The 20,672-nt window shown below is 70.9% G+C and carries 17 protein-coding genes and 1 pseudogene; 7 read left to right on the top strand and 11 right to left on the bottom strand.

Annotation, left to right across the window (positions count from 1 at the left end):
* Positions 1-285: 285 nt before the first annotated feature.
* Together AC1DWC_RS18855 and AC1DWC_RS18850 are read right to left on the bottom strand one after the other, a co-directional pair.
* Positions 286-1,488, bottom strand: coding sequence for an MFS transporter (locus AC1DWC_RS18855; protein ID WP_477910445.1), 1,203 nt, complete (start codon positions 1,486-1,488; stop codon positions 286-288).
* A 68-nt stretch (positions 1,489-1,556) separates the two neighbouring features.
* Complete coding sequence (locus tag AC1DWC_RS18850; protein WP_477910443.1) at positions 1,557-1,859, bottom strand: amphi-Trp domain-containing protein; 303 nt, start codon at positions 1,857-1,859, stop codon at positions 1,557-1,559.
* A gap of 458 nt (positions 1,860-2,317) precedes the next feature.
* On the opposite strand from AC1DWC_RS18850, the gene AC1DWC_RS18845 reads away from it, so the two are divergent.
* Entirely contained in the window at positions 2,318-4,675 is a 2,358-nt protein-coding gene (locus AC1DWC_RS18845) for an arylsulfatase (protein ID WP_477910441.1), read from the top strand.
* A gap of 113 nt (positions 4,676-4,788) precedes the next feature.
* Here AC1DWC_RS18845 and AC1DWC_RS18840 read toward each other — a convergent pair whose 3' ends face one another.
* The 6 genes from AC1DWC_RS18840 to AC1DWC_RS18815 all read right to left on the bottom strand — a co-directional run bounded on the left by AC1DWC_RS18840 (position 4,789) and on the right by AC1DWC_RS18815 (position 11,607).
* On the bottom strand, positions 4,789-6,060 hold the full coding sequence (locus AC1DWC_RS18840) for a dihydrolipoamide acetyltransferase family protein (RefSeq protein ID WP_477910439.1): 1,272 nt from the start codon (positions 6,058-6,060) through the stop codon (positions 4,789-4,791).
* A gap of 11 nt (positions 6,061-6,071) precedes the next feature.
* Positions 6,072-7,049: an alpha-ketoacid dehydrogenase subunit beta gene (locus AC1DWC_RS18835; protein WP_477910437.1), complete on the bottom strand. Its 978-nt coding sequence runs from the start codon at positions 7,047-7,049 to the stop codon at positions 6,072-6,074.
* Complete coding sequence (gene pdhA, locus AC1DWC_RS18830) at positions 7,046-8,152, bottom strand: pyruvate dehydrogenase (acetyl-transferring) E1 component subunit alpha (RefSeq protein ID WP_477910435.1); 1,107 nt, start codon at positions 8,150-8,152, stop codon at positions 7,046-7,048. Before pdhA ends, AC1DWC_RS18835 begins: the two co-directional genes overlap by 4 nt.
* 118 nt (positions 8,153-8,270) lie before the next feature.
* Positions 8,271-8,639 (bottom strand): DoxX family protein, encoded by a 369-nt coding sequence (locus tag AC1DWC_RS18825; RefSeq protein WP_477910433.1) that lies wholly within the window; start codon positions 8,637-8,639, stop codon positions 8,271-8,273.
* Positions 8,640-8,743: 104 nt separating this feature from the next.
* On the bottom strand, positions 8,744-10,147 hold the full coding sequence (locus tag AC1DWC_RS18820) for a cytochrome P450 (protein ID WP_477910431.1): 1,404 nt from the start codon (positions 10,145-10,147) through the stop codon (positions 8,744-8,746).
* A gap of 53 nt (positions 10,148-10,200) precedes the next feature.
* On the bottom strand, positions 10,201-11,607 hold the full coding sequence (locus tag AC1DWC_RS18815) for a cytochrome P450 (RefSeq protein WP_477910429.1): 1,407 nt from the start codon (positions 11,605-11,607) through the stop codon (positions 10,201-10,203).
* A gap of 139 nt (positions 11,608-11,746) precedes the next feature.
* Between AC1DWC_RS18815 and AC1DWC_RS18810 the strand changes: the two genes are divergently transcribed.
* Both AC1DWC_RS18810 and AC1DWC_RS18805 read left to right on the top strand, forming a co-directional pair.
* Complete coding sequence (locus tag AC1DWC_RS18810; protein ID WP_477910427.1) at positions 11,747-13,009, top strand: acyl-CoA dehydrogenase family protein; 1,263 nt, start codon at positions 11,747-11,749, stop codon at positions 13,007-13,009.
* On the top strand, positions 13,006-14,037 hold the full coding sequence (locus AC1DWC_RS18805; RefSeq protein ID WP_477910425.1) for a phosphotransferase family protein: 1,032 nt from the start codon (positions 13,006-13,008) through the stop codon (positions 14,035-14,037). The genes AC1DWC_RS18810 and AC1DWC_RS18805 overlap by 4 nt, the downstream gene beginning before the upstream one ends.
* 235 nt (positions 14,038-14,272) lie before the next feature.
* Here AC1DWC_RS18805 and AC1DWC_RS18800 read toward each other — a convergent pair whose 3' ends face one another.
* The gene (locus AC1DWC_RS18800) at positions 14,273-15,586 is read right to left on the bottom strand and encodes a benzoate/H(+) symporter BenE family transporter (RefSeq protein ID WP_477910423.1); all 1,314 of its coding nucleotides are present in this window, start codon (positions 15,584-15,586) and stop codon (positions 14,273-14,275) included.
* A 118-nt stretch (positions 15,587-15,704) separates the two neighbouring features.
* On the bottom strand, positions 15,705-15,962 hold the full coding sequence (locus AC1DWC_RS18795; RefSeq protein ID WP_477910421.1) for a GlsB/YeaQ/YmgE family stress response membrane protein: 258 nt from the start codon (positions 15,960-15,962) through the stop codon (positions 15,705-15,707).
* Between the two features lie 29 nt (positions 15,963-15,991).
* Here AC1DWC_RS18795 and AC1DWC_RS18790 point away from each other — a divergent pair.
* The 3 genes and pseudogenes from AC1DWC_RS18790 to AC1DWC_RS18780 form a co-directional block, all read left to right on the top strand.
* A pseudogene (locus AC1DWC_RS18790) lies at positions 15,992-16,579 on the top strand (O-acetyl-ADP-ribose deacetylase); the annotation flags it as partial.
* A 30-nt stretch (positions 16,580-16,609) separates the two neighbouring features.
* A complete protein-coding gene (locus AC1DWC_RS18785) occupies positions 16,610-17,473 on the top strand; it encodes a sulfurtransferase (protein WP_477910451.1) in 864 nt (287 codons plus the stop codon).
* Positions 17,466-18,098 carry a class I SAM-dependent methyltransferase gene (locus AC1DWC_RS18780; RefSeq protein ID WP_477910419.1) on the top strand — a complete coding sequence of 211 codons (633 nt, stop codon included), beginning with the start codon at positions 17,466-17,468 and terminating at the stop codon, positions 18,096-18,098. Before AC1DWC_RS18785 ends, AC1DWC_RS18780 begins: the two co-directional genes overlap by 8 nt.
* 51 nt (positions 18,099-18,149) lie before the next feature.
* On the opposite strand, the gene AC1DWC_RS18775 is transcribed toward AC1DWC_RS18780, so the two are convergent.
* The gene (locus AC1DWC_RS18775) at positions 18,150-18,986 is read right to left on the bottom strand and encodes a shikimate 5-dehydrogenase (RefSeq protein ID WP_477910417.1); all 837 of its coding nucleotides are present in this window, start codon (positions 18,984-18,986) and stop codon (positions 18,150-18,152) included.
* A 173-nt stretch (positions 18,987-19,159) separates the two neighbouring features.
* Here AC1DWC_RS18775 and AC1DWC_RS18770 point away from each other — a divergent pair, with 173 nt between their 5' ends.
* Positions 19,160-20,605, top strand: a complete 1,446-nt coding sequence (locus AC1DWC_RS18770) for an MFS transporter (RefSeq protein ID WP_477910415.1) — start codon at positions 19,160-19,162, stop codon at positions 20,603-20,605.
* Positions 20,606-20,672 lie beyond the last annotated feature (67 nt).

Raw genomic sequence — 20,672 nt, 5'->3', positions numbered from 1 at the left:
TCCTTCCCCCGAATCGATCGGGGGAAGGACGCCTGCGGTCGTTTCGTGGGCCTGTGACGGCGTCTAGGTGATCACGCTGCCGGTCGGGATGAGGGCGGTGGTGATCATCGCGATCACCATGGCGACGGGATCGAAGTCGTCGAGGCTGCCCATGCGGTGGCTCTCCCTTGCTCGGTGAATTGTCGGTGCGCGGCCCGAACGTACAAGCAGCTCGGCGCGGGGGCGGTCGAAATGACCGAAGTCGCCGAAGTACTCGGACAGATGGGCGCTCGGACAGATGGGCGCTCAGACAGAGAGGTCGGGCGTGCTGGGTGCGGGGGCGCGACCGACCACCCCGGCGTAGCGGGACGCGAGCAGAAGGAGCCCGAGCGGCACCAGCAGGGTCGCGGTCAGCGGCATCAGCGTGGTCAGCCAGCCGAGCAGCGCCGGTCCGGCGAGCAGGCCGACGTAACCCATCCCCACCACCCTCGACATGTTCACGCCCGCCGCGCCCTCGCTCAGGTTGCCGGCCGCCGTGAATATCTGCGGAATGCAGCCGGACAGGCCGAGCCCGAACAGCGCCCAGCCGCACAGCGTCAGCCACAACCAGCCGGACCCGATGATCACCGCCAGCCCGGCGACCGCGATCAGCGTGCCGTAGCGGACCACGGCGAATGCGCCGAATGCCGCGCTGACCCGGTCCGCAGTGAATCGCCCGACCGTCATCATCACCGCGAACGCCCCGAACGCCAGCGCCGCGGTCGCGTCGGAGGCGCCCAGGTGCTCCATGACCTGCAGGGTGCTCCAGTCGTTGGCCGCGCCCTCCGCGAGGAACAGCGCGAACGCGACCGCGCCGAGGGTGAGCACCGTGCGGGAGCCGGGCCGGGCGGCGGCAACGGGACGGTCGGGCTCGTGCTCGTGCACGACGTGCCGCAACAGCAACGGCCCGCACGCCGCGACGGTCACGAGGCCGATCACCGCCGCGCTGGTGAGCGACGTCAGCGGCGCCCAGCCCGCGGCCAGCGTCGCCGCACCGAGCAGCGAACCCGCCACCCCACCGACGGAGAACAGGGCGTGGAACGCCGACATGATCGGCCGTCCGTACGCTCGCTCGGCGTGCACGGCCTGCGAGTTCATCGACACGTCCAGCGCGCCGTTGCCGAAGCCGAACACGGCCAGCGCCACCGCCAGCCCAGCGGCGTCGGTGGCCAGTGCCGGCCCGACCATCGCGGCGGAGATCAGCAGCCCGGCCGACACGGTCAGTCGCCTGCTGCCCCAACGATCCGCCAGCGGGCCGGCGATCTGCATGCCGATCAGCGCGCCGCCCGCCAGGACCAGCAGCAGCCAGCCGAGGGTGGCGTGGCTGATGCCGGTCCGGTCGGAGATCGACGGGATGTGCACCACCCACGCGGCGAGCAGGAACCCGTTGACGGCGAAGATGCCGAAGACCGCGGCTCGGGCCCGGCGGAGTCGGACGGGCTCGGTGGTCGTCGGGCTGGTCGGGCGCACTTGTCCGTTCTACCTCCGTGCCGCCCGCGAGTCGGCGCCGAGATCGGCCCGCGTGGGTGTCGACACCGTCACTTGGCGGCGGCCTTGCGCGGGCGCGCGCGCCGGACTGCCTTGACCGCGGCCGCGGGCTCCGGCTCGTCGGTCGGGGCGTCGCGCCAGCTGATCTCGATCTCGATCTCGGTCTTGTCGCCCTCGACCTCTATCTCGAGTTCCCACTGGACACGGTCGGCGACGACGATCGAGATCGAGTCGCCGTCCGAGCCCAACTCGACCTCGGAGTCGCCTGCGAGGGCACGTCCGAGCGCAATGAGGCGCTCGGAAACCTGCTTCCGGGTGAGCTCGGATGTCCTCTTGATCTCCAGCTTGGGCACGGCGGCTCCTGACCTCGGCGAAGTGTGTGACCAACCGTAGCTGTCGCGGGTCGGTGGGCGGAATCAACCGACCTCTATTGACTGGACTGCGGGGCGACACGCGCGGTCCCATCGCCATCGATGACTCGACGGATCGGTAGACATCACCACGAATTTGGAGAGGTGGTGTGCTCGATCGGGCCACCCGGACCAATCCTCGTGGTGAGAGCGCGGAGCCTGGTCGGAACGGATCGCCGTCGCCGACGGCGGGCAATTCTGCGCGCGATCGAAGCATCGGTCGCGGTCATCTCCCTGCTTCTCGTCCTCTCCCGATCGCCGACCGGGATACCTGCTGCGACCGGGCGATCTTGGTGGACACCGTGGACGTATGCACGTTAGCGGCGCTAACAGCCCTGTTCGCGTCGTGGTGATGGTGCTGTAGTTGAGGGCAGGGGGAAACCCGGCATGAGGAGCTGGCAATGGCCAAGCCGTTCAGAGGTGTCGTCAACCTCGACATACGCGACTCCGTCCCGGACTGGGGCCCGTACGAGCAACCGAAAGCCCCTCCTGGGTCAGCGAACGTGCTGTACATCGTTCTCGACGACGTCGGCTTCGGCGCCCTCGGCTGCTACGGCGGACCGATCGAGACACCGAACATCGACAAGATCGCCGCCAACGGACTCCGTTTCAGCCAGTGGCACACCACCGCCCTGTGCTCACCGACCAGGTCCTGCCTGCTGACCGGCCGCAATCACACCACCAACGGGATGGCCTGTATCAGCGAGGCCGCGGTCGGTTTCCCCGGCGCGAACGGGCACATCCCGCCCGAATGCGCGACCCTCGCCGAGGTCCTGGTCGAGCAGGGCTTCAGCACGGCGATGGTCGGCAAGTGGCACCTGTGCGCCGAGGACGAGATGAACCTCGCCTCCACCAAACGCAACTGGCCCGTCGGCCGCGGCTTCGAACGCTTCTACGGCTTCCTCGGCGCAGAGACCAACCAGTGGTATCCCGACCTGGTCCACGACAACCACCCCGTGCAGCAACCGGCCACCCCGGAGCAGGGCTACCACTTCAGCGTCGACATCACCGACAAGGCCATCGAGTACCTCGACGACGTCAAGGCGATCGCCCCGGACCGGCCGGTCTTCCTCTACTACACGCCCGGTTGCGCGCACGCCCCACACCAGGTGCCCCAGGAATGGGCCGACCGCTACCGGGGCCGGTTCGACGACGGCTACGAGGCCATGCGCGAGCACACCCTGGCCCGGCAGAAGGAACTCGGTCTGATCCCCCAGGACACCGAACTGCCCCCGATCAATCCGATCGGCACCCCCGAGTCGCGCACCGGCCCCGACGGGCAACCGTTCCCGCCGATGGACTTCACCCGCCCCTGGGACACCCTCCCCGCCGACGAGAAGCGGCTCTTCGCCCGAATGGCCGAGGTATATGCGGGGTTCCTCTCCCACTGCGACCACCAGATCGGCCGACTGATCGCCTACCTCGAGGACACCGAGCAGCTCGAGAACACCATCATCGTGCTGGTCTCCGACAACGGCGCCAGCGGTGAGGGCGGCCCGGACGGCTCGGTCAACGAGAACAAGGCCGCCAACGGCGTGCCGGACGATCTGGCCGAGAACCTGAAGATGCTCGACGAACTCGGCAGCACCAAGACCTACAACCACTACTCGAACGGGTGGGCGATGGGCTTCAACGCCCCGTTCAAGATGTGGAAGCGGTACTCGTTCAACGGCGGCACGTCCGACCCCTGCATCATCTCCTGGCCAGCCGGGATCGCCGCCCGCGGCGAAAACCGCGACCAGTACCACCACGCCATCGACGTGGTCCCGACCGTGCTGGACTGCCTGGGGATCGAACTCCCGGACACCGTCAAGGGCTACACCCAGCACCCGCTGCAGGGCGTGAGCATGCGGTACAGCTTCGACGCGGCCACCATCCCGACGGCCAAGCACACCCAGTTCTACTCGATGCTCGGCACCCGCGGCATCTGGCACGACGGCTGGAAGGCCGTGACCACCCACCCGGCGATCAGCGGCTGGGCCCGGTTCCCCGACGACACCTGGGAGCTCTACCACACCCAGGTCGACCGCACCGAGCTCCACGACCTCGCCGCCGAGGAGCCCGGGCGGCTCGCCGAACTGGTCGGCCTGTGGTTCCACGAGGCCGGCGCCAACCAGGCGCTCCCGCTCGACGACCGGTCTGCGGTCGAACTCCTCACCACCCCCCGCCCGCAGCTCGCGCCCCCACGCAACCGCTACGTCTACCGCCCGGGCGGCGCCGAGGTCCCCGAGTCGGTCGCGGTCAACATCCGCAACCGCTCCTACTCGATCGGCGCCCTGGTCGATCTCCCCGAACCCGGGGCATCCGGGGTGCTCTTCGCGCACGGCAGCCGGTTCGGTGGACACGCCCTCTACGTCAAGGACAACCGCCTGCGCTACGAGTACAACTTCCTCGGCAGCGACGAACAGCGCATCAGCGCCACCGAGGACCTGCCGACCGGCGAGAACCTGATCCTGGCGGCCTCGTTCGACAAGGACGGCGAGGACCCGCCCGGCACCGCCCACGGCACCCTGACCCTGTTCTACGGGGACCGGAAGGTCGGCGAGGGCCGGATCAAGACCCAGCCCGGCAAGTTCAGCCTCGCCGGCGAGGGCCTGTGCGCCGGCCGCGACACCGGCGAACCCGTCACCGACGACTACCCCGGCACCGCGCCGTGGGCCTTCACCGGCGGCACTCTGAAACGGGTGGCCGTCGACGTCAGCGGCGAACCCTACATCGATCTCGAACGCGAATCCGCCGCCATGCTCTCGCGCGAGTAGCGGCACCACGGCCGACGATCCACTCCCCGGCTGGCCGGAGGGAGCCCAGCAAGCAGGCGATATTGGCGGGCGCCGACGGCCCGGCGCCGTCCTACCCGGTGCTCCGGAGACGCCTAGAGCAAAGTGAGGGGATCGGTGAGCGTCGCGCCGACGTCGGCGAGGAACCGCGAGCCCTGCTCGCCGTCGACCAGTCGGTGGTCGAACGAGAGACCCAGGGTGACAACCTGGCGGACGACGACACGGTCCTCGACCACCCACGGGCGTGGCCGGATCGCGCCGAGGCACAGGATCGCGGCCTGCCCGGGGCCGAGGATCGGGGTGCCGGCATCCACCCCGAAGGCCCCGACATTGGTGATCGAGACGGTGGCACCGGACAGGTCCGCCGGGGTGGCCCGTCCCGCCCGGGCGGTCTCGGCCAGATCGTAGATCGCCCGGGTCAGCTCCAGCAGGCCCATCAGGTGCGCATCCCGGATCGTCGGGACGAGCAGGCCGCGCGGGGTGGCGGCGGCAATGCCGAGGTTCACGTAGTGCCGGGTGACGATCTCCTGGTGCTCCTCGTCCCAGCTCGAGTTCAGGGCCGGGTGCGCGCGCAGCATCGCCACCAGGACCCTCGCCACCAGCGCCAGCGGGGTGAGCTTGAGCCCGGCGTACGCGGGCGTGGCCCGGAGCGTCGCGAGCAGGTCCATCGAGGCGGTGACGTCGACGGTGAGGAACTCGGTGACGTGCGGGGCGGTGAACGCGCTGCGCACGACGGCGTCGGCGGTCTGCTTGCGGACGCCGCGGATGGGCGTGCGGGTCTCGCGCGGGGCGGTCGCGTCGGTGGGCGGTGCGGTCGGCTCGGCGGCGTCGTGGCAGGCCCGGACGTCGCCGGTGGTGATCGCGCCGCCCGCCCCGGAGCCGGGCACCGCGCTCAGGTCGACGCCGAGTTCGCGGGCGAGCTTGCGCGCCGACGGCTTGGCGTCGGGCCGGACCGGCGCGGACGCAGCGCTGCCGGGCGTGGGGGGAGCGGCGGCACCCGGGGTCCGGCGCCGGCTGGGCGCGGCCGCGGTGGGGCCGTACCCGACCAGCACCGACCCGGATCCGGACGCGTCCGGGTCAGGCCCGGAACCCTCCGCAGGACCCGCGCCCGGCTCGCCGATGCGGATCAGCGGCGCCCCCACCGCGACGGTGGCGCCGGGCTCGGCGAGCAGCGCCAGGACGGTGCCGGCGTACGGGGACGGCAGCTCCACCACCGCCTTGGCCGTCTCCACCTGCACGATCACCTGGTTGAGCGCGACGGCGTCGCCCACCGCGACCGACCAGGAGACGAGCTCCGCCTCGGTCAGACCCTCGCCGAGGTCGGGCAGTCGGAACTCGTGCAGGGGCTGCGGGCTGCGGTCGGCCACGGCAGACCCCCTCAGGCGGCGAGCGTCTTGTCGACCGCGTCGAGGATGCGGTCCGGGTCGGGCAGGAAGTACTTCTCGAGCTTCGCCGGTGGGTACGGGGTGGCGAACCCGCCGACCCGCAGCACCGGCGCCTCGAGCTGGTAGAAGCAGCGTTCCGAGATTCGGGCGGCGATCTCCGCACCGAGGCCGAGGAACACCGGCGCCTCGTGCGCGACCACCAGTCGGCCCGTCTTGCGGACCGACGCCTCGACGGCGTCGAAGTCGACGGGGGAGAGCGAACGCAGGTCGATGACCTCGATCGAATGACCCTCCTGCTCGGCCACTCTCGCCGCGGCCAGCGCGGTCGGCACCACCGACCCGTAGGCCACCACGGTGGCGTCGGTGCCCGCCGCCGCGACTCGGGCCCGGTGCAGGTCGAGAGCGGGAGGCGCGTCGGTGTCCATCTCGCCGCGGTCCCAGTACCGGCGCTTGGGCTCGAAGAAGAGCACCGGGTCGTCGGAGGCGATGGCCTGCTGGATCATCCAGTAGGCGTCGTTCGGGTTGGAGGGACTGACCAGTCGCAGCCCCGCGGTGTGCGCGAAGTAGGCCTCCGGCGACTCCGAGTGGTGTTCGACCGCACCGATTCCGCCGCCGTAGGGCACCCGGATGGTCAGCGGTGCCCGCACGCTGCCCTGGGTGCGGTAGTGGATCTTCGCGACCTGCGAGACGATCTGGTCGAAGGCGGGGTAGACGAACCCGTCGAACTGGATCTCGCAGACCGGGCGGTAGCCGCGCAGCGCCATCCCGAAAGCGGTGCCCACGATCCCGGACTCGGCCAGCGGGGTGTCGATGACCCGGTTGCCGCCGAAGTCCTTCTGCAGGGTGTCGGTGATCCGGAAGACACCGCCGAGCTGGCCGATGTCCTCACCCATCAGCACCACCTTCGGGTCCTGTTCCAGGGCCCGCCGCAGCCCGGCGTTCAGGGCGCCGCTGAGCGTCATCGTGGTCATGACCGGGCCTCCGACAGTGTTTCGGGAACGGACAGCGTGCCGAGGTAGTGGGCGAACTGTTCGCGTTCCTCGTCGATCAGCGGGTGGTCCTGTGTGTAGACGTGCTCGAAGAGCTGCATCGGGTCGGGATCGGGCAGGGTCAGCGTCGCCGCCCGGAACGCGGCGGCGGTGTCCTCGGCCTTCGCATTCACCCCGGCCAGGAACTCGGCATCGAGGCCGTCCTCGCGTTCGAGCAGCCGGTGCAGCCGGTCGATGGGGTCACGCGCCCGCCACATCTCCAGTTCGGCGCCGGTCCGGTACCGCGTCGGGTCGTCGGACGTGGTGTGCGGGCCCATCCGGTAGGTGACGGCCTCGACGAACGTCGGCCCGCTGCCCTCACGGGCCCGGCGGGCGGCGCTGCGGGTGACGGCCAGGACGGCCAGCGCGTCGTTGCCGTCCACCCGGATCCCGGGGATGCCGAAGCCGGATGCGCGCTGCACCAACGGGAACGGGCTCTGCAGCGTCACCGGTTCGCTGATCGCCCAGTGGTTGTTCTGGCAGAAGAAGACCACGCCGGCGTTGAACGTGGCGGCGAAGCCGAGCGCCTCGGACAGGTCGCCCTGGCTGGTGGCGCCGTCGCCGAAGTAGGCGAAGGTCGCGATCTCGGCGCCGTCGAAGTGCGCGCCCATCGCGTAGCCGGTGGCGTGCAGTCCCTGGGCGCCGACGACGATCGCCGGGTTGGTCAGGCCCAGCTCGTCGGGGTCCCAGCAGGACAGCGCCACGCCGCGCCAGAGCCGCGGCCACTGCGCCGGCTCGACGCCGCGGCAGTAGGCGACGCCGTGCTCGCGGTAGCTGGTGAAGACGTAGTCGTCGGGGGCCAGCGCGTGGGCCGAGCCGACCTGCGCGGCCTCCTGCCCCAGGCTCGGCACCCAGATGCCGAGCTGGCCCTGGCGTTGCAGCGCCGTCGCCTCGCCGTCGACGCGTCGGACCACCACCATGTCCTCGTACAGTGCGCGCAGCTCCGCGGTGCCGACGTCGGCGACGAGCTCGGAGTAGGCGGCCCGGTGCACGCGTCGTCCGTCGGGTTGGACGAGCTGGACCGGGTAGGCGATCTTGTCGGTCATGGTTGACCTCCTGGTGCCTACGTCGGGAGGCCCTTGTGGGGCCGCGTCCGACGTTGTTGGAGTCCTACTCTCAGCATCCCCCTTTGGGCGGGCGGCGCAAGCGGGTGAGTGGCGTGCCCTAGTTCGCGAGGAGCAGCGCGACGATCACGACCACCGCGAGGACCGCGAGGCCGGCCGGGTACAGCGCGGGACCGCGCATGTCGGGGTTGCCGAAGTCGCCGTACTTGACGTGAAAGGCGGTCGCGCCGAGCATCAGCAGCAGCAGTGCCGCCGCCGCGACGACGCCCAGCGGCCACCAGAACAGCCCGACCAGCACGGCGACCGAACCGGCGATCTCTGCGGCCCCGATCGTGCGGACCTGGTTGGCGGTCAGACCGCGGTCACGCAGGGCGGTCCAGGCGGTCCCGCGCAGCCGGACCTTGGGGACGGCCGCGCCGAGGGCGCCGATCGCAAGAACGACCGCGCAAACGATGGCAACGACGTCCACTGACTCTCCCTGGCTGTCACAAAACTTTCAGCTGGCGTATGAATTACGCCCGCCGTCCGAGGCTACTGGGGATGCGGGCAGGGTCAAGGCGACACGGCCGAGCGTCAGCGGCGAACCAGTCCGAGCCGCAGGTTCGCGGGTTTGAGGGTGAGCTCCTCGGCCACCTCGAGCGTGTACCCGGGCTCGGGCACCAGGTCGTAGCGGTGCAGGATCAGCGCGAGCGCCAGCACCGTCTCGTGCAACGCCAGCTGGCGGCCGATGCAGGACCGGACGCCGGTGCCGAACGGCTTGTAGAGGCCCGGGGGGCGGGTCCGGGCACGCTCCGGCCGGAACCGGTCCGGGTCGAAGGACTCAGCGTCCGCGCCCCAGGCGGGGTCGCGGTGCACCTTCAGGGTCAACGCCAGCACCGCCTGCCCCGCGGCCAGGGGGTAGCGCCCGCCGAGCAGGGTGTCTCGGCGAGGCTCCCGGAAGTACCCGGGGGCGATGGGCCACAGCCGCAGCGTCTCGTCCACGACGCGGCGCAAGTACCGCAGCTGGTGGATCTCGCCGAACGCCGGGTCCGGGTCGGTGCCGGCCGGCCACAGAGTGTGCAGCTCGGCGCGCGCCTGCGCCGCGGCCTCCGGATGGGTGGCGAGCAGGTGCAGTGCGAACGACAGGGTGCCGGAGGTGGTCTCGTGCCCGGCGTTGAGGAAGGTGATCACCTGGTTGCGTACGTTCGCGTCGTCGAGGTACTCGCCGGTCGCTGGGTCGGCGGTGGTGAGCATCAGCGCCAGCAGGTCGTCGGGAGCGGGCTCGGGCGAGGCCCGGCGGGCCGCGATCACCTCGTCGACGACCCGGCGGATGTAGGCGACGTCGGCGTCCATCTGGGTGTTGGCGCGGTGGTGGACGATGCGCTCGAGCCAGTCCACCGGGATCCGGTAGGCGCTGCGCCCGACGTAGGCGAACGTCCGCATCACGGCGGCTGCGTAGGGATCTGGCTCGCCGCGGGTGAACGGGTCGAAGTGGTAGCCGAAGCCGATCCGGGCGATGGTTTCGAGCGTCAGCTTGCTCGTGTCGGTGTGCACGTCCACCGGTCCCGACTGCAGCCGGCGATCCCAGTGCGCCAGCAGCTCGCGGACGGTGTCGAGCATCGTGTCGTGGTACTTCTTCATCGCGGGCAGGGTGAAGGCCGGCATCAGGATGTTGTGCGCCCGCGACCAGTTCGGCTCGTCGGTGTAGGCGCTGAACAGCGCGTCGTCGAGGAATTCGCGGGCGGCGGCGATACCGAATCCGACGTGTTTGCCGAAGCGTTTCTCGTCGCCGAGCTCCGCGTACAGGTCCGGCCCGGACACCACGACCATGCGCTGGCCGAAGAACTTTGTCTCGAAGATCGGCCCGAGGGTGCGGGCGTGCCGCGCCATGGTCTGGGTCGGGCTGGCCGGGTCCACGCTCAGCAGGTCGCCCAGCACCGGTACTCGGTGCGGAGGGTGCGGAATCTGGCGCGTGTCGACGACGCCGGGAGACGCCATGCCTCATTGTCTCGTAGACCGATCGGTTTGTCTGCCCTCGCGCGGTGAGCGGTTCAGCGTCGTCGCAGCCGGACCCGGAACCCGGACGGCTTGAGGGTTAGCAGTTCCTCGACGTCGAGCAGGTAGCCGGGCTCGGGTTCGAGGTCGTAGCGGTGCAGGATCAGCGCCAACGCCAGGACGGTCTCGTGCAGCGCGAACTGGCGGCCGATGCAGGAGCGGATGCCGGTGCCGAACGGCTTGTAGACGTGACCGGGCCGCGCGTGCGCGCGCTCGGGCAGGAACCGGTCGGGGTCGAACGCGTCGGCGTCGGGACCCCACGCGGGGTCCCGGTGCACCTGCGGCAACAGCACGAACGCCGCGTCGCCCGCCTTCATCGGGTACCGACCGCCGAGCAGGGTGTCCTCGCGGGCCTCTCGCATGTAGCCGGGCGCGGTGGGCCACAGCCGCAGTGTCTCGTCGAGGACGTGTCGCAGGTACCGGAGCTTTGCGACCTGTTCGAAGGAGGGGGCGGGTTCGGCACCCGCCGGCCAGGCCCGGTAGATCTCGGCGCGTGCCCGGTCCGCGACCTCCGGGTGGTTGGCGAGGTAGTACAGCGCGAACGACAATGCGCCCGATGATGTTTCGTGCCCGGCGATCAGGAAGGTGATCACCTGGTTGCGGATGTTGACCTCGTCGAGGCGCCGCCCGGACTCGGGATCGGTACTGGTGAGCATCAGCTCGAGCAGGTCGTCGCGCCGCTCGTGGGGGTTCGCACGGCGTGACGCGATCACCTCGTCCACGACCTCCGCCAGGTACGCGAGGTCGGCGCGGTTCTGCTGCGCGGTGCGGCGGGTGAGCGCACCGCCGAGCAGCGGCACGGGGATCTTGAAGGTGGAGCGCTGCGCGAAGCTCAGCGCGCGGAGCATCGCCGCCACGAACGGGTGCTGCTCCTCGCTGCTGAACGAACCGAACTCGTAGCCGAATCCGGCGCGGCCGATGGTCTCGAGCGTCACCTTGTTCATGTCTGGCGTGACCGCCACCCAGGTGCCGTCGTCGCAGTGGTGGTCCCAGTGCCCGGTCAGTTCGCGCACAGTGTCCAGCATCGTCTGGTGGTAGCCGCGCATCGCGGACTGGGTGAACCCGGGCAGCAGCACGTTGTGGGCGGTCGACCAGTTCGGTTCGTCGTTGTGGGCGGTGAACAGGCCGTCGTGGCCGATCGGGCGCAGCGCCTCGAGCGCCACCCCGAGCTGCTTGCGAAAACGCTTCTCGTCGTTGAGTTCGGCGGCCAGCTCGGCGCCCGAGACGAAGGTGAACGTGTAGCCGAGCACCCGCCGCTCGTAGATCGGCCCGAGCCGGCGCGCATACGTCATCGCGTTCTGTGTCGGTTTCGTGATGCTGACGCCGATCACGTCGCCCAGCAACGGGATACGGTGAGGCGGGTGTGGCACCCGCGGGTGCCGACGCGTGGTCGGGACGGCCATGCACCCATCCTGACCCGGGTCGCGACGACCGGCACGGTTTCGTTGCTTCCGGCCGCGTACCGCACGCGGTCGGCCTACCATCGACAGACGACTGTCGTCGGGGCTCGTCGCACTGTGCTTGCGGAGAGGATGATCGCTGATGGACTTCGCACCGACCGAGCGCTGCCAGGACTATCGGGAACGACTGCTCGCCTTCATGGACGAGCACGTCTACCCGGCGGAGGCCGTCTACGACGGACAGATGCGCGCGGCGGGCGATCCGCACTTCCAGCCGCCGATCCTCGAGGAGCTCAAGGTCGAGGCCCGCCGGCGCGGGCTGTGGAACCTCTTCCACCCGCATCCGGAGTGGGGCCCGGGCCTGACCAACTCCGAGTACGCCCCGCTCGCGGAGATCATGGGCCGCAGCCACCTGGCGTCGGAGGCGTGCAACTGCAGTGCGCCGGACACCGGAAACATGGAGGTGCTCACCCTCTTCGGCACCGACGAGCACAAGCAGCGGTGGCTCGTCCCGCTGCTCGACGGCACCATCCGGTCGGCGTTCGCGATGACCGAGCCCGACGTCGCCAGTTCGGACGCCACGAACATCGCGATGACGATGGATCACGACGGCGACGGGTGGGTCCTCAACGGGCGCAAGTGGTGGACCTCGAATGCGTTGCACGCCAACTGCAAGGTGCTCATCGTGATGGGCAAGACCGATCCCGGCGGCCCCGTCTACAGCCAGCAGTCGATGATGGTGGTGCCCATCGACGCCCCGGGAGTCACGGTGGTGCGGGGGCTGCCGGTGTTCGGCTACCAGGACCGCGAGGGTCACGCCGAGGTGCTGTTCGAGAACGTGCGGGTGCCCGATGCCGACGTGCTGGCCGGCCCCGGCGCCGGCTTCATGATCAGCCAGGCGCGGCTCGGACCCGGCCGGATCCACCACTGCATGCGGGCGATCGGAATGGCCGAGCGGGCACTGGAACTGATGTGCCTGCGCGCCTCGACCCGGGTGACGTTCGGCCGAACGCTCAGCGAGCGCGCGAACATCCAGGACTGGATTGCCGAGGCGCGCATCGAGATCGAGATGGTCCGACTGCTCACGCTCAAGGCCGCCTGGCTGATGGACACCGTCGGCAACAAGGAGGCCCGCACCGAGATCGCGGCGATCAAGGTGGCGGCCCCGCAGATGGCGCTGAAGATCGTCGACCGCGCGATCCAGGTGCACGGCGGCGGCGGGGTGTCCGACGACTTCCCGCTGGCGTCGGCGTACGCGCACCTGCGGACGCTGCGGCTCGCGGACGGCCCGGACGAGGTGCACAAGAGAACGATTGCCCGCCAGGAGTTGCGGCCGTACCGGCTCGACGCCGAGGCGGCGAAGGCGGCAGCACAGGTCGACACAACGAAGGGAGCACGCGGATGAGCAACGCAGTGGGGCTCGACGAGGAGGCGGTGTCCGCGTGGATCGCCGACCTGGGGGTCGGCGCGGTCGCGCCGTTGACCTTCACCCGGATCGGGAACGGCCAGTCGAACCTGACCTTCCAGGTGGACGACTCGGGCGGCGCGCAGTGGGTGCTGCGCCGGCCGCCGCTCGGACACCTGCTGGCATCGGCGCACGACGTCGCCCGCGAGTACCGGATCCTCTCCGCGCTGCAGGGTACCGGCGTACCGGTCCCCAAAGTGCTTGCGTTGACCGAGGACCCGGCCGTCACCGACGCGCCGTTGATGCTGATGAGCTACGTCGACGGGGTGGTGATCGACAGCATCGGGGTGGCCAAAGCGCTCACTCCGGAGCGGCGCCGCGCCACCGGCCTGTCGATGCCCGCCGCGCTGGCCAGCATCCACGGCGTCGACCTCGAACTGGCCGGCCTCGAGGACCTGGCGAGCCATTCGCCGTACGCCGAGCGGCAGCTCAAACGGTGGTCCGGACAGTGGGAGCAGTCCAAGACCCGCGACGTGCCCGAGGTCGACGAACTGGCCGGGGTGCTCGCCCGCTCGATCCCCGACCAGCGGGAACTGACCCTGGTGCACGGCGACTTCCACCTCAGCAACGTGATCACCTCACGCGAGGACGGTCGGGTGGTCGCGGTGGTGGACTGGGAACTGTGCACGCTCGGTGACCCGCTGGCCGACGTCGGCGCGCTGCTGGCCTACTGGTCGGAGGCCGGTGACGTGGTGACCGGACCGTTCATCGCGTCCACGCTCGCAGGCTTCCCGACCCGGGCGGAACTGGCGCAGGCCTACTTCGACGAGACCCACCGGGACCCGGCCGCGCTCGGCTTCTGGCACGCGCTGGCGCTGTGGAAGCTCGCGATCATCGCGGAGGGGGTGCTGCGCCGCACGATGGAGGATCCGAGAAACACCGCCGCGGTGGGCGGTCCGTCGACCAAGATCATCGACGACATCGTGACCCGGGCGACGATCGTCGCGGCGGAGGCCGGCCTGCGGTAGTTGCGCGGGTGAACGGTCCCTGTTTCGCGGCGGTTCGCCACACGCGACGGGGTTCGTCCAAAGCAGGTACACCGGTGTGTGGGGCAGTGCAGACTCCTCGTGGGGTCGCCCTCGGCGAACGACGTGAACACGATCAAGGAGAACCGCATGGAAGAAATCATCGCGACGATCGCCGCCCTGTTCGGCGGGGGCTCGTCCCGAACGCCCCGCGCACGAGCGCGGGGCGTTCGGCGTCTCACCTGCTGCTACCGCGGACGGACCAGTCCGGCGGCGGCGGGGTGGGCGCGTCGGGTGCTTGTTCGGCCGAGGGTGACGGGGACTTCCGAAACGGCCGGGCGCGCAACACCAGCCGGATCGCCAGGCCCGCGAGCAGTGCCCAGAACGCCGACCCGATGCCGAGGATGCTGACGCCCGACGCCGCGATCAGGAAGGTGAGCACCGCGGACTCGCGGTCCGACTCGTCGGCGAGAGCGGCGACCAGCGAGCCGCCGAGCGTCGCGAGCAGGGCCAGCCCGGCCACCGTCTCCACCACCCCCGCCGGCGCCACCACCACCAGCGCGGCCAGCGCCGCCGAGCACAACGCCAGCACCAGGTAGGCGCAGCCGGCGGTGAACGCCGCGACCCAGCGGCGCTTGGGGTCGGGGTGCGCGGTGGGCCCGGCCGCCAGCGCGGCGCTGATCGCGGCCAGGTTGATCGCGTGCCCGCCGGCCGGGGCGCCCACCACGGTGCCGATGCCGGTGACCGCCATCGCGGCCCGCCACGGCACCCGGTAGCCGAACGCGCCCATCACCGCGGTGCCCGGGATGTTCTGTGACGCCATCGTCACGATGTAGAGCGGGACCGCGATGCCGATCATCGCCTGCCCGGTCCAGTGCGGGACGGTGAGGTCGAGCGTCGGCATCAGCGTGGCGGTGTCGAGCGCGGTGTCCCCGGTGGCCAGGTACACACCGATCACCACCGCGGCCACGCCGAACGCGGCCGGGACCGCCCAGCGTCTGGAGAACCGCTGCAGCACAAGCCAGGTCAGCACCACCGGCGCCACGGCGGCGGGGGAGTCCCGGAAGGCGGTGATCGGCGCGAGGCACAGCGGCAGCAGCACCCCGGCGAGCATGGCCTGCGCGAGCGGCGTCGGGATCGCGGCGATCAGCCGGCTCAGCCGGGGCCACAGCCCGGTGAGCACCACGGCCAGACCCACCACGACGAAGGCGCCGACCGCGGCGGGCCAGCCGCCGGCGACCATCCCGGTGCCCGCGAGCAGCGCGGCGCCGGGTGTCGACCAGGCCAGGGTGAGGGGCATCCGGTAGCGCCGGGAGAGCCACAGCATCCCGACCGCCTGCGTGACGCACAGCGCCATCAGGCCGGACGCGGCCTGCGACGGGCTGGCGCCGACCGCGCGCAGGCCGGTCAGGACCACGGCGAACGAACTGGTGAACCCGACGAGGGCGGTGACCACGCCGGCGCTGATCGGGTGCGCGATCCCGACGTCGGCCGGAGGGGTGCCGGTCGGTGCGGCGGGCGCGGGTTGTTCGGGGGTGACGGCGTCGGGCATGGCGGTCATTGTCTCTCGCAGCGGTGGTGGCCGGCCGCGCGAATGCCCACGCCTGCCCACGCGTGGCTACGCCCGCCCTCCCCGGAAGCCGCGTGGGCGGGCGCAGCGGGACGCTACGTCAGCTCCTGACCTTCTTGACGACGAACAGCAGGATCACCGCGCCGAGCAGGCAGGTGAGGAAGCTGAAGATGAGCCCGCCGCCCTTGACGTCGACGCCGAAGAGGTTCAGCAGGAAGCCGCCGGCCAGGCCGCCGATGATGCCGACGACGATGTTGGCGATGATGCCCTGCTGTTCGTCGGTACCCATGATCTTGCTGCCGATCCAGCCGGCCAGGCCGCCGAGGATGATCCAGCTGAAGATTCCCAGTGAGAGCATGACCACTCCTTCGCTCGTTCGGGCGTTCGATGAGTTGTCGTAGTGCTGCATTCGTTCTACCCGACCAGGCCCGTCACGACCAGCGGGGCCGAGAATGCCGTTCTCGGGCGTACGGTGAATCGATGGTGGAACTCCACGTGGTTCGAGGTGACATCACCCGATTCCCCGCCGACGCGATCGTCAACGCGGCGAACTCGAGTCTGCTCGGCGGCGGCGGCGTCGACGGCGCGATCCACCGGGCCGGCGGACCGGATATTCTCGCCGACTGTCGGCGGCTGCGCGCGAGCACGCTGCCGCACGGGCTGCCCGCCGGGGACGCGGTGGCGACCGGGGCCGGGGATCTGCCCGCCCGCTGGGTGATTCACACGGTCGGCCCGGTGTATCTCGAGACCGAGGACCGCTCGCCGGTGCTCCGCTCGGCGTACACCCGCAGCCTGGCGGTCGCCGACGAGGTGGGCGCCCGGACCGTCGCCTTCCCGCTGATCTCCGCCGGCGTGTACGGCTGGCCTCGGGTCGACGCCGTGCACCAGGCGGTGACCGCGGTGCGTCAGGCCCGGACGGACGTGCAGGACGTCACCTTCGTCGCATTCAGCGACGAGGTGGCGGACCTGCTGCGCGACGAACTGCGGTCCGGCGGGTCGACGGTGCTGGTCACCGCGGAAGAGCTGGCGGCGCAGATCGATTCGGGCGGCGCCGCGTCGGGGAGGCCACCGGTGCTGCTCGACGTCCGCTGGGCACTCGGCGACCCGCACGGCCGCCGCCACTTCGAGACCGCGCATCTGCCGGGGGCGGTCTTCGTGGACCTCGAGACCGAGCTCGCGGCGCCGGCCTCGGCCGGGCGGGGGCGGCACCCACTGCCCGACGTGGCGGACCTGCAGGCCGGCGCGCGGCGGTGGGGCATCTCGGCGGGCGACCCGGTGGTGGTCTACGACGACACCGGCAACACCGCGGCCGCACGCGCGTGGTGGTTGCTGCGCTGGGCCGGGGTGGCCGACGTGCGACTGCTCGACGGCGGACTGGCCGCGTGGACCGGTGCCGGATTCGTGGTGGAGTCCGGGCCGGGCGCGCCGCCCGCCGCCGGCGACGTGACGCTGTCGGCCGGACACCTGCCGACCGTCGACATCGGGCAGGCGGCCACCTGGTCGGCGTCCGGGGTGCTGCTCGACGCCCGCGCCGGCGAGCGGTACCGCGGCGAGACGGAGCCGGTGGATCCGCGGGCCGGGCACATCCCGGGCGCGGTGAGCGCGCCGACCTCCGAGAACCTGGACGGGTCGGGCAGATTCGCCGGCGAGGAGGAGTTGCGGCGACGGTACGCCGAGCTCGGGGTGGACGCGTCGACGCCGACCGCGGTCTACTGCGGGTCCGGGGTGACCGCCGCGCACCAGATCGCCGCGCTCGCACTGGCCGGGATCGAGGCGGCGCTGTACCCGGGGTCCTGGTCGCAGTGGTCGGCCGACCCCGCCCGCCCGGCGGCCACCGGGCTCACGCCGGCCGGAGACCGCGATGCGTGAACCCGGAAATGCGAAGGTCGAGAAGGTGTTCGACGCGATGTCGGGCAACTACGACCGGCAGATCGGGTACTTCGAACGGTTCGTCCTCGGACCCGCCCGGGAGTGGGCAGTCGCGCAGGCCCGGGGCCGGGTGCTGGAACTGGCGGTCGGGACCGGGCTGAACCTGCCGCTGTACGGGCCGGGGGTCTCGCACGTGCTCGGGTTGGACCTGTCCGAGGGCATGCTGGACGTAGCCCGGGCCCGCGTCGACGACAACGGGATCGACCGGGCCGAGGTCCGCCGCGGCGACGTGCAGGCGCTGGAGGTGCCGGACGGGTCCGTGGACACGGTGCTCTCGACGTTCACCTTCTGCACGATCCCGGACCCGGCCGCGGCGAGCGCGGAGGCCTTTCGGGTGCTCGTGCCGGGCGGCCGGGTGGTGCTCGCCGAGCACGGGCCGTCGACCACGGGCGTGGTGCGCGCGCTGATGCGGATGGTCGAGCCGCTCTCGGTCCGGTTCGGCGCGGACCACCTGACCCGCGAACCGGTCGGCTACCTCGAGTCGGCGGGGTTCGTGGTCGACGAGGTCAGCCGAACGGGCCGGGGCGGCATCGTCTTTCGGGTGCTGGCGCACAAACCGACCTGAGCCGGCATCCCGGGTACTTCAGCATCTCGGGTGCGTCAGCGTCTCGAGACTTCAGCTCCTCGAGTACTCGGACGCCCGGCGCACCTGGTCCGCGGTGGGGGTGACCCCCGTGTAGAGCCGGAACTGGGCGGCCGCCTGCAGCGCGATCACCTCGGCGCCGGTGACGGTCTGCTTGCCGGCGGCCGTGGCGGCACGGATGAGCGGGGTGTCCGGCGGCATGGCGACCACGTCGAACACGGACCGCGACGCCTCGATCGCGGCGGCCTCGAACGGCATGGCCGCGGACTCGCCGCCCGGTCCGCCCGCCATCCCGACCGGTGTGGCGTTGACCAGCAGCTGCGGCCGCAACTCGCCGAGTTCGTGGCGCCAGCGGAAGCCGTACTGCCCGGCGAGGCCGCGCCCGGTCTCCTCGTTCCGGGCGACGACCGTCACCGCGGTGAAGCCACTGTCGCGCAGTGCCGCGACGACCGCCTTCGCCATTCCGCCGCTGCCCGCGACGGCGACCTCGAAATCGGTCGAGATCGCACGCTCGGTCAGCAGCGTGGCCACGGCCTCGTAGTCGGTGTTGTAGGCGTGCAGCGTGCCGGCTTCGTTGACGATGGTGTTCACGGAGGAGATCGCGGAGGCCGACGGGTGCATGACGTCGACGTGTTCGATGCTCGCCTCCTTGAACGGCATCGACACCCCGCAACCCCGGATCCCGAGCGCGCGGATCCCGGCGATCGCGCTCGGCAGGTCGGTGGTGGTGAACGCCTTGTAGACGAAGTCCAGGCCGAGTTCGTCGTAGAGGTAGTTGTGGAACCTCGTGCCGATGTTCGACGGTCGAGCGGACAGCGACATGCACAGCGTCGTGTCCTTGGTGATGTCGTCCCTGCTCTTGGTGCCCACACGTCGACGCTAGCGCCGGGCGTCGGCGAGCGTCCAGCCGAGCCCGGTGACATGTGGCGGCCGCCTCAGCCGCCGCGATTCCAAGAGTTTCGCCCGACTTCCGCCAAGCGTGCACGCGCAGGGTTTCGGTGGGACGCGCCTCGTCCCTTCCCTTCGAAACGCTAGGACGGACGATGACAGTCGAGACCATTCCGAAGAGCGCGGCCACGCGTCGAGCGACGCTGACGGTGGTGTGCGTGACCACCGCCATGTTGATGCTCGACATCGCGGTCGTCAACACGGCCCTGCCGTCGATCGCAGCTGACCTCGAGGCCGGTGTCAGCGGACTCCAGTGGGTCGTGGACGCGTACACCCTGGCGTTGGCCACCGTGGTCCTCAGCGCGGGCTCCTGGGCGGATCGGCGCGGCCGCCGCCATGTGTTCCAACTCGGGATCGTGTTGTTCACCGTTGCCTCCCTGCTGTGCGCGCTGGCACCGAACATCTGGGTCCTCGACGTGGCGCGGGCCGTGCAGGGTGTCGGCGGTGCCGTTCTCTTCGCCTGCTCGCTGGCCCTGTTGGCAGACGTGTTCGACGAGGGGCCCGCGCGGGCGGGCGCCCTGGCCGCGTACGGGGCCACCATCGGCGGCGCGTTCGCCGTCGGCCCACTCATCGGCGGGTTGCTGACCGAGATGTTGTCGTGGCGAGCAATCTTTCTGGTCAACGTTCCGATCGGACTCGTCACGCTGGCGGTGACCGCGAGGTGGGTGCCCGAGTCGCGTGACCCGAATCCGCGGGGTGCCGACGTGATCGGGCAGATCCTGATCTCCACCGGGCTGGCGGCACTTGTCTTCGGGCTGCTGCGCGGCAACGAAACCGGCTGGACCGACGTGCAACCGGTCGTCGCGCTGGTGGTCGCCGCGGCCGCGCTGATCACGTTCGTCGGACACGAAATTCGCACCAGCGCACCCATGCTGCCGCCGCACCTGCTTGCCAACCGGGCGTTCGCGGGAGCTCAGGTCGCGGCGTTCGCGATTTCCGCCTCCCTGTTCGCGGTGTTCGTCTACACCACCCTCTACCTGCAGAACGTGCTTCACCTCTCGCCCGTCGAGGCGGGGTTGGTGTACCTGCCCGCGACGGTCGCCATGTTCGTCGTCGCGGGCGCCACGGCCAAGCTCGACGGACGTGTCCCGGTGTCCGTCCTGTTGACGGGCTCGCTGCTGCTGGTGGCCGTCGGCCTGCTGATGATGACCGTCGTCGACGTGTCGAGTTCGCCGTACGCGATCCTGCCCGGGTTCGTGGTGAGCTGCGTCGGCGCCGGAGTGTTCAATCCGGTGATGAGCGGCCTCGTGCTCGGCGAGGGGACCGCACACCACTCGGGGCTGGCCGCGGGCATCAACGACGCGTTCCGGCAGACCGGCATCGCGGTCGGCGTCGCCGGCCTCGGCATCTTCCTGCCCGCCCAGTCGATGCTGCCGGGAGGGTCGCCGACCGAGTTCGTCGTCGGCCTGCAACAGGCCCTGCTGGTCGCCGCGTTGATCGCTGCCCTCGGCGCGCTGGTGTGCGCGGCGACGCTGCCCGCGAGGAGATCCGCGGGCTGGACCGGCGAGCAGTCCCGCGAGGTCGTCTCGGTACCCAGGTGACTGTTTTGGTGCGCACTGCCGGCTCGCTGTCCTTACACTCGAGCGACTCGGCGTCGGCAGATCGGGG

It is taken from the genome of Rhodococcus sp. P4_C10 (genome assembly GCF_056402135.1).
Note: the sequence above shows the minus strand (reverse complement) of the source record. Positions and strands in the feature narration are given on the sequence as shown.

What these genes read in the sequence shown, in the direction of transcription:
- AC1DWC_RS18845 (WP_477910441.1), top strand. Translation starts at nt 2,318, where the DNA reads ATGGCCAAGCCGTTCAGAGGTGTCGTCAACCTCGACATACGCGACTCC.
- AC1DWC_RS18835 (WP_477910437.1), bottom strand. Translation starts at nt 7,049, where the DNA reads ATGACCACGATGACGCTCAGCGGCGCCCTGAACGCCGGGCTGCGGCGG.
- pdhA (WP_477910435.1), bottom strand. Translation starts at nt 8,152, where the DNA reads ATGACCGACAAGATCGCCTACCCGGTCCAGCTCGTCCAACCCGACGGA.
- AC1DWC_RS18820 (WP_477910431.1), bottom strand. Translation starts at nt 10,147, where the DNA reads ATGGCGTCTCCCGGCGTCGTCGACACGCGCCAGATTCCGCACCCTCCG.
- AC1DWC_RS18815 (WP_477910429.1), bottom strand. Translation starts at nt 11,607, where the DNA reads ATGGCCGTCCCGACCACGCGTCGGCACCCGCGGGTGCCACACCCGCCT.
- AC1DWC_RS18810 (WP_477910427.1), top strand. Translation starts at nt 11,747, where the DNA reads ATGGACTTCGCACCGACCGAGCGCTGCCAGGACTATCGGGAACGACTG.
- AC1DWC_RS18805 (WP_477910425.1), top strand. Translation starts at nt 13,006, where the DNA reads ATGAGCAACGCAGTGGGGCTCGACGAGGAGGCGGTGTCCGCGTGGATC.
- AC1DWC_RS18800 (WP_477910423.1), bottom strand. Translation starts at nt 15,586, where the DNA reads ATGCCCGACGCCGTCACCCCCGAACAACCCGCGCCCGCCGCACCGACC.
- AC1DWC_RS18795 (WP_477910421.1), bottom strand. Translation starts at nt 15,962, where the DNA reads ATGCTCTCACTGGGAATCTTCAGCTGGATCATCCTCGGCGGCCTGGCC.
- AC1DWC_RS18780 (WP_477910419.1), top strand. Translation starts at nt 17,466, where the DNA reads ATGCGTGAACCCGGAAATGCGAAGGTCGAGAAGGTGTTCGACGCGATG.
- AC1DWC_RS18770 (WP_477910415.1), top strand. Translation starts at nt 19,160, where the DNA reads ATGACAGTCGAGACCATTCCGAAGAGCGCGGCCACGCGTCGAGCGACG.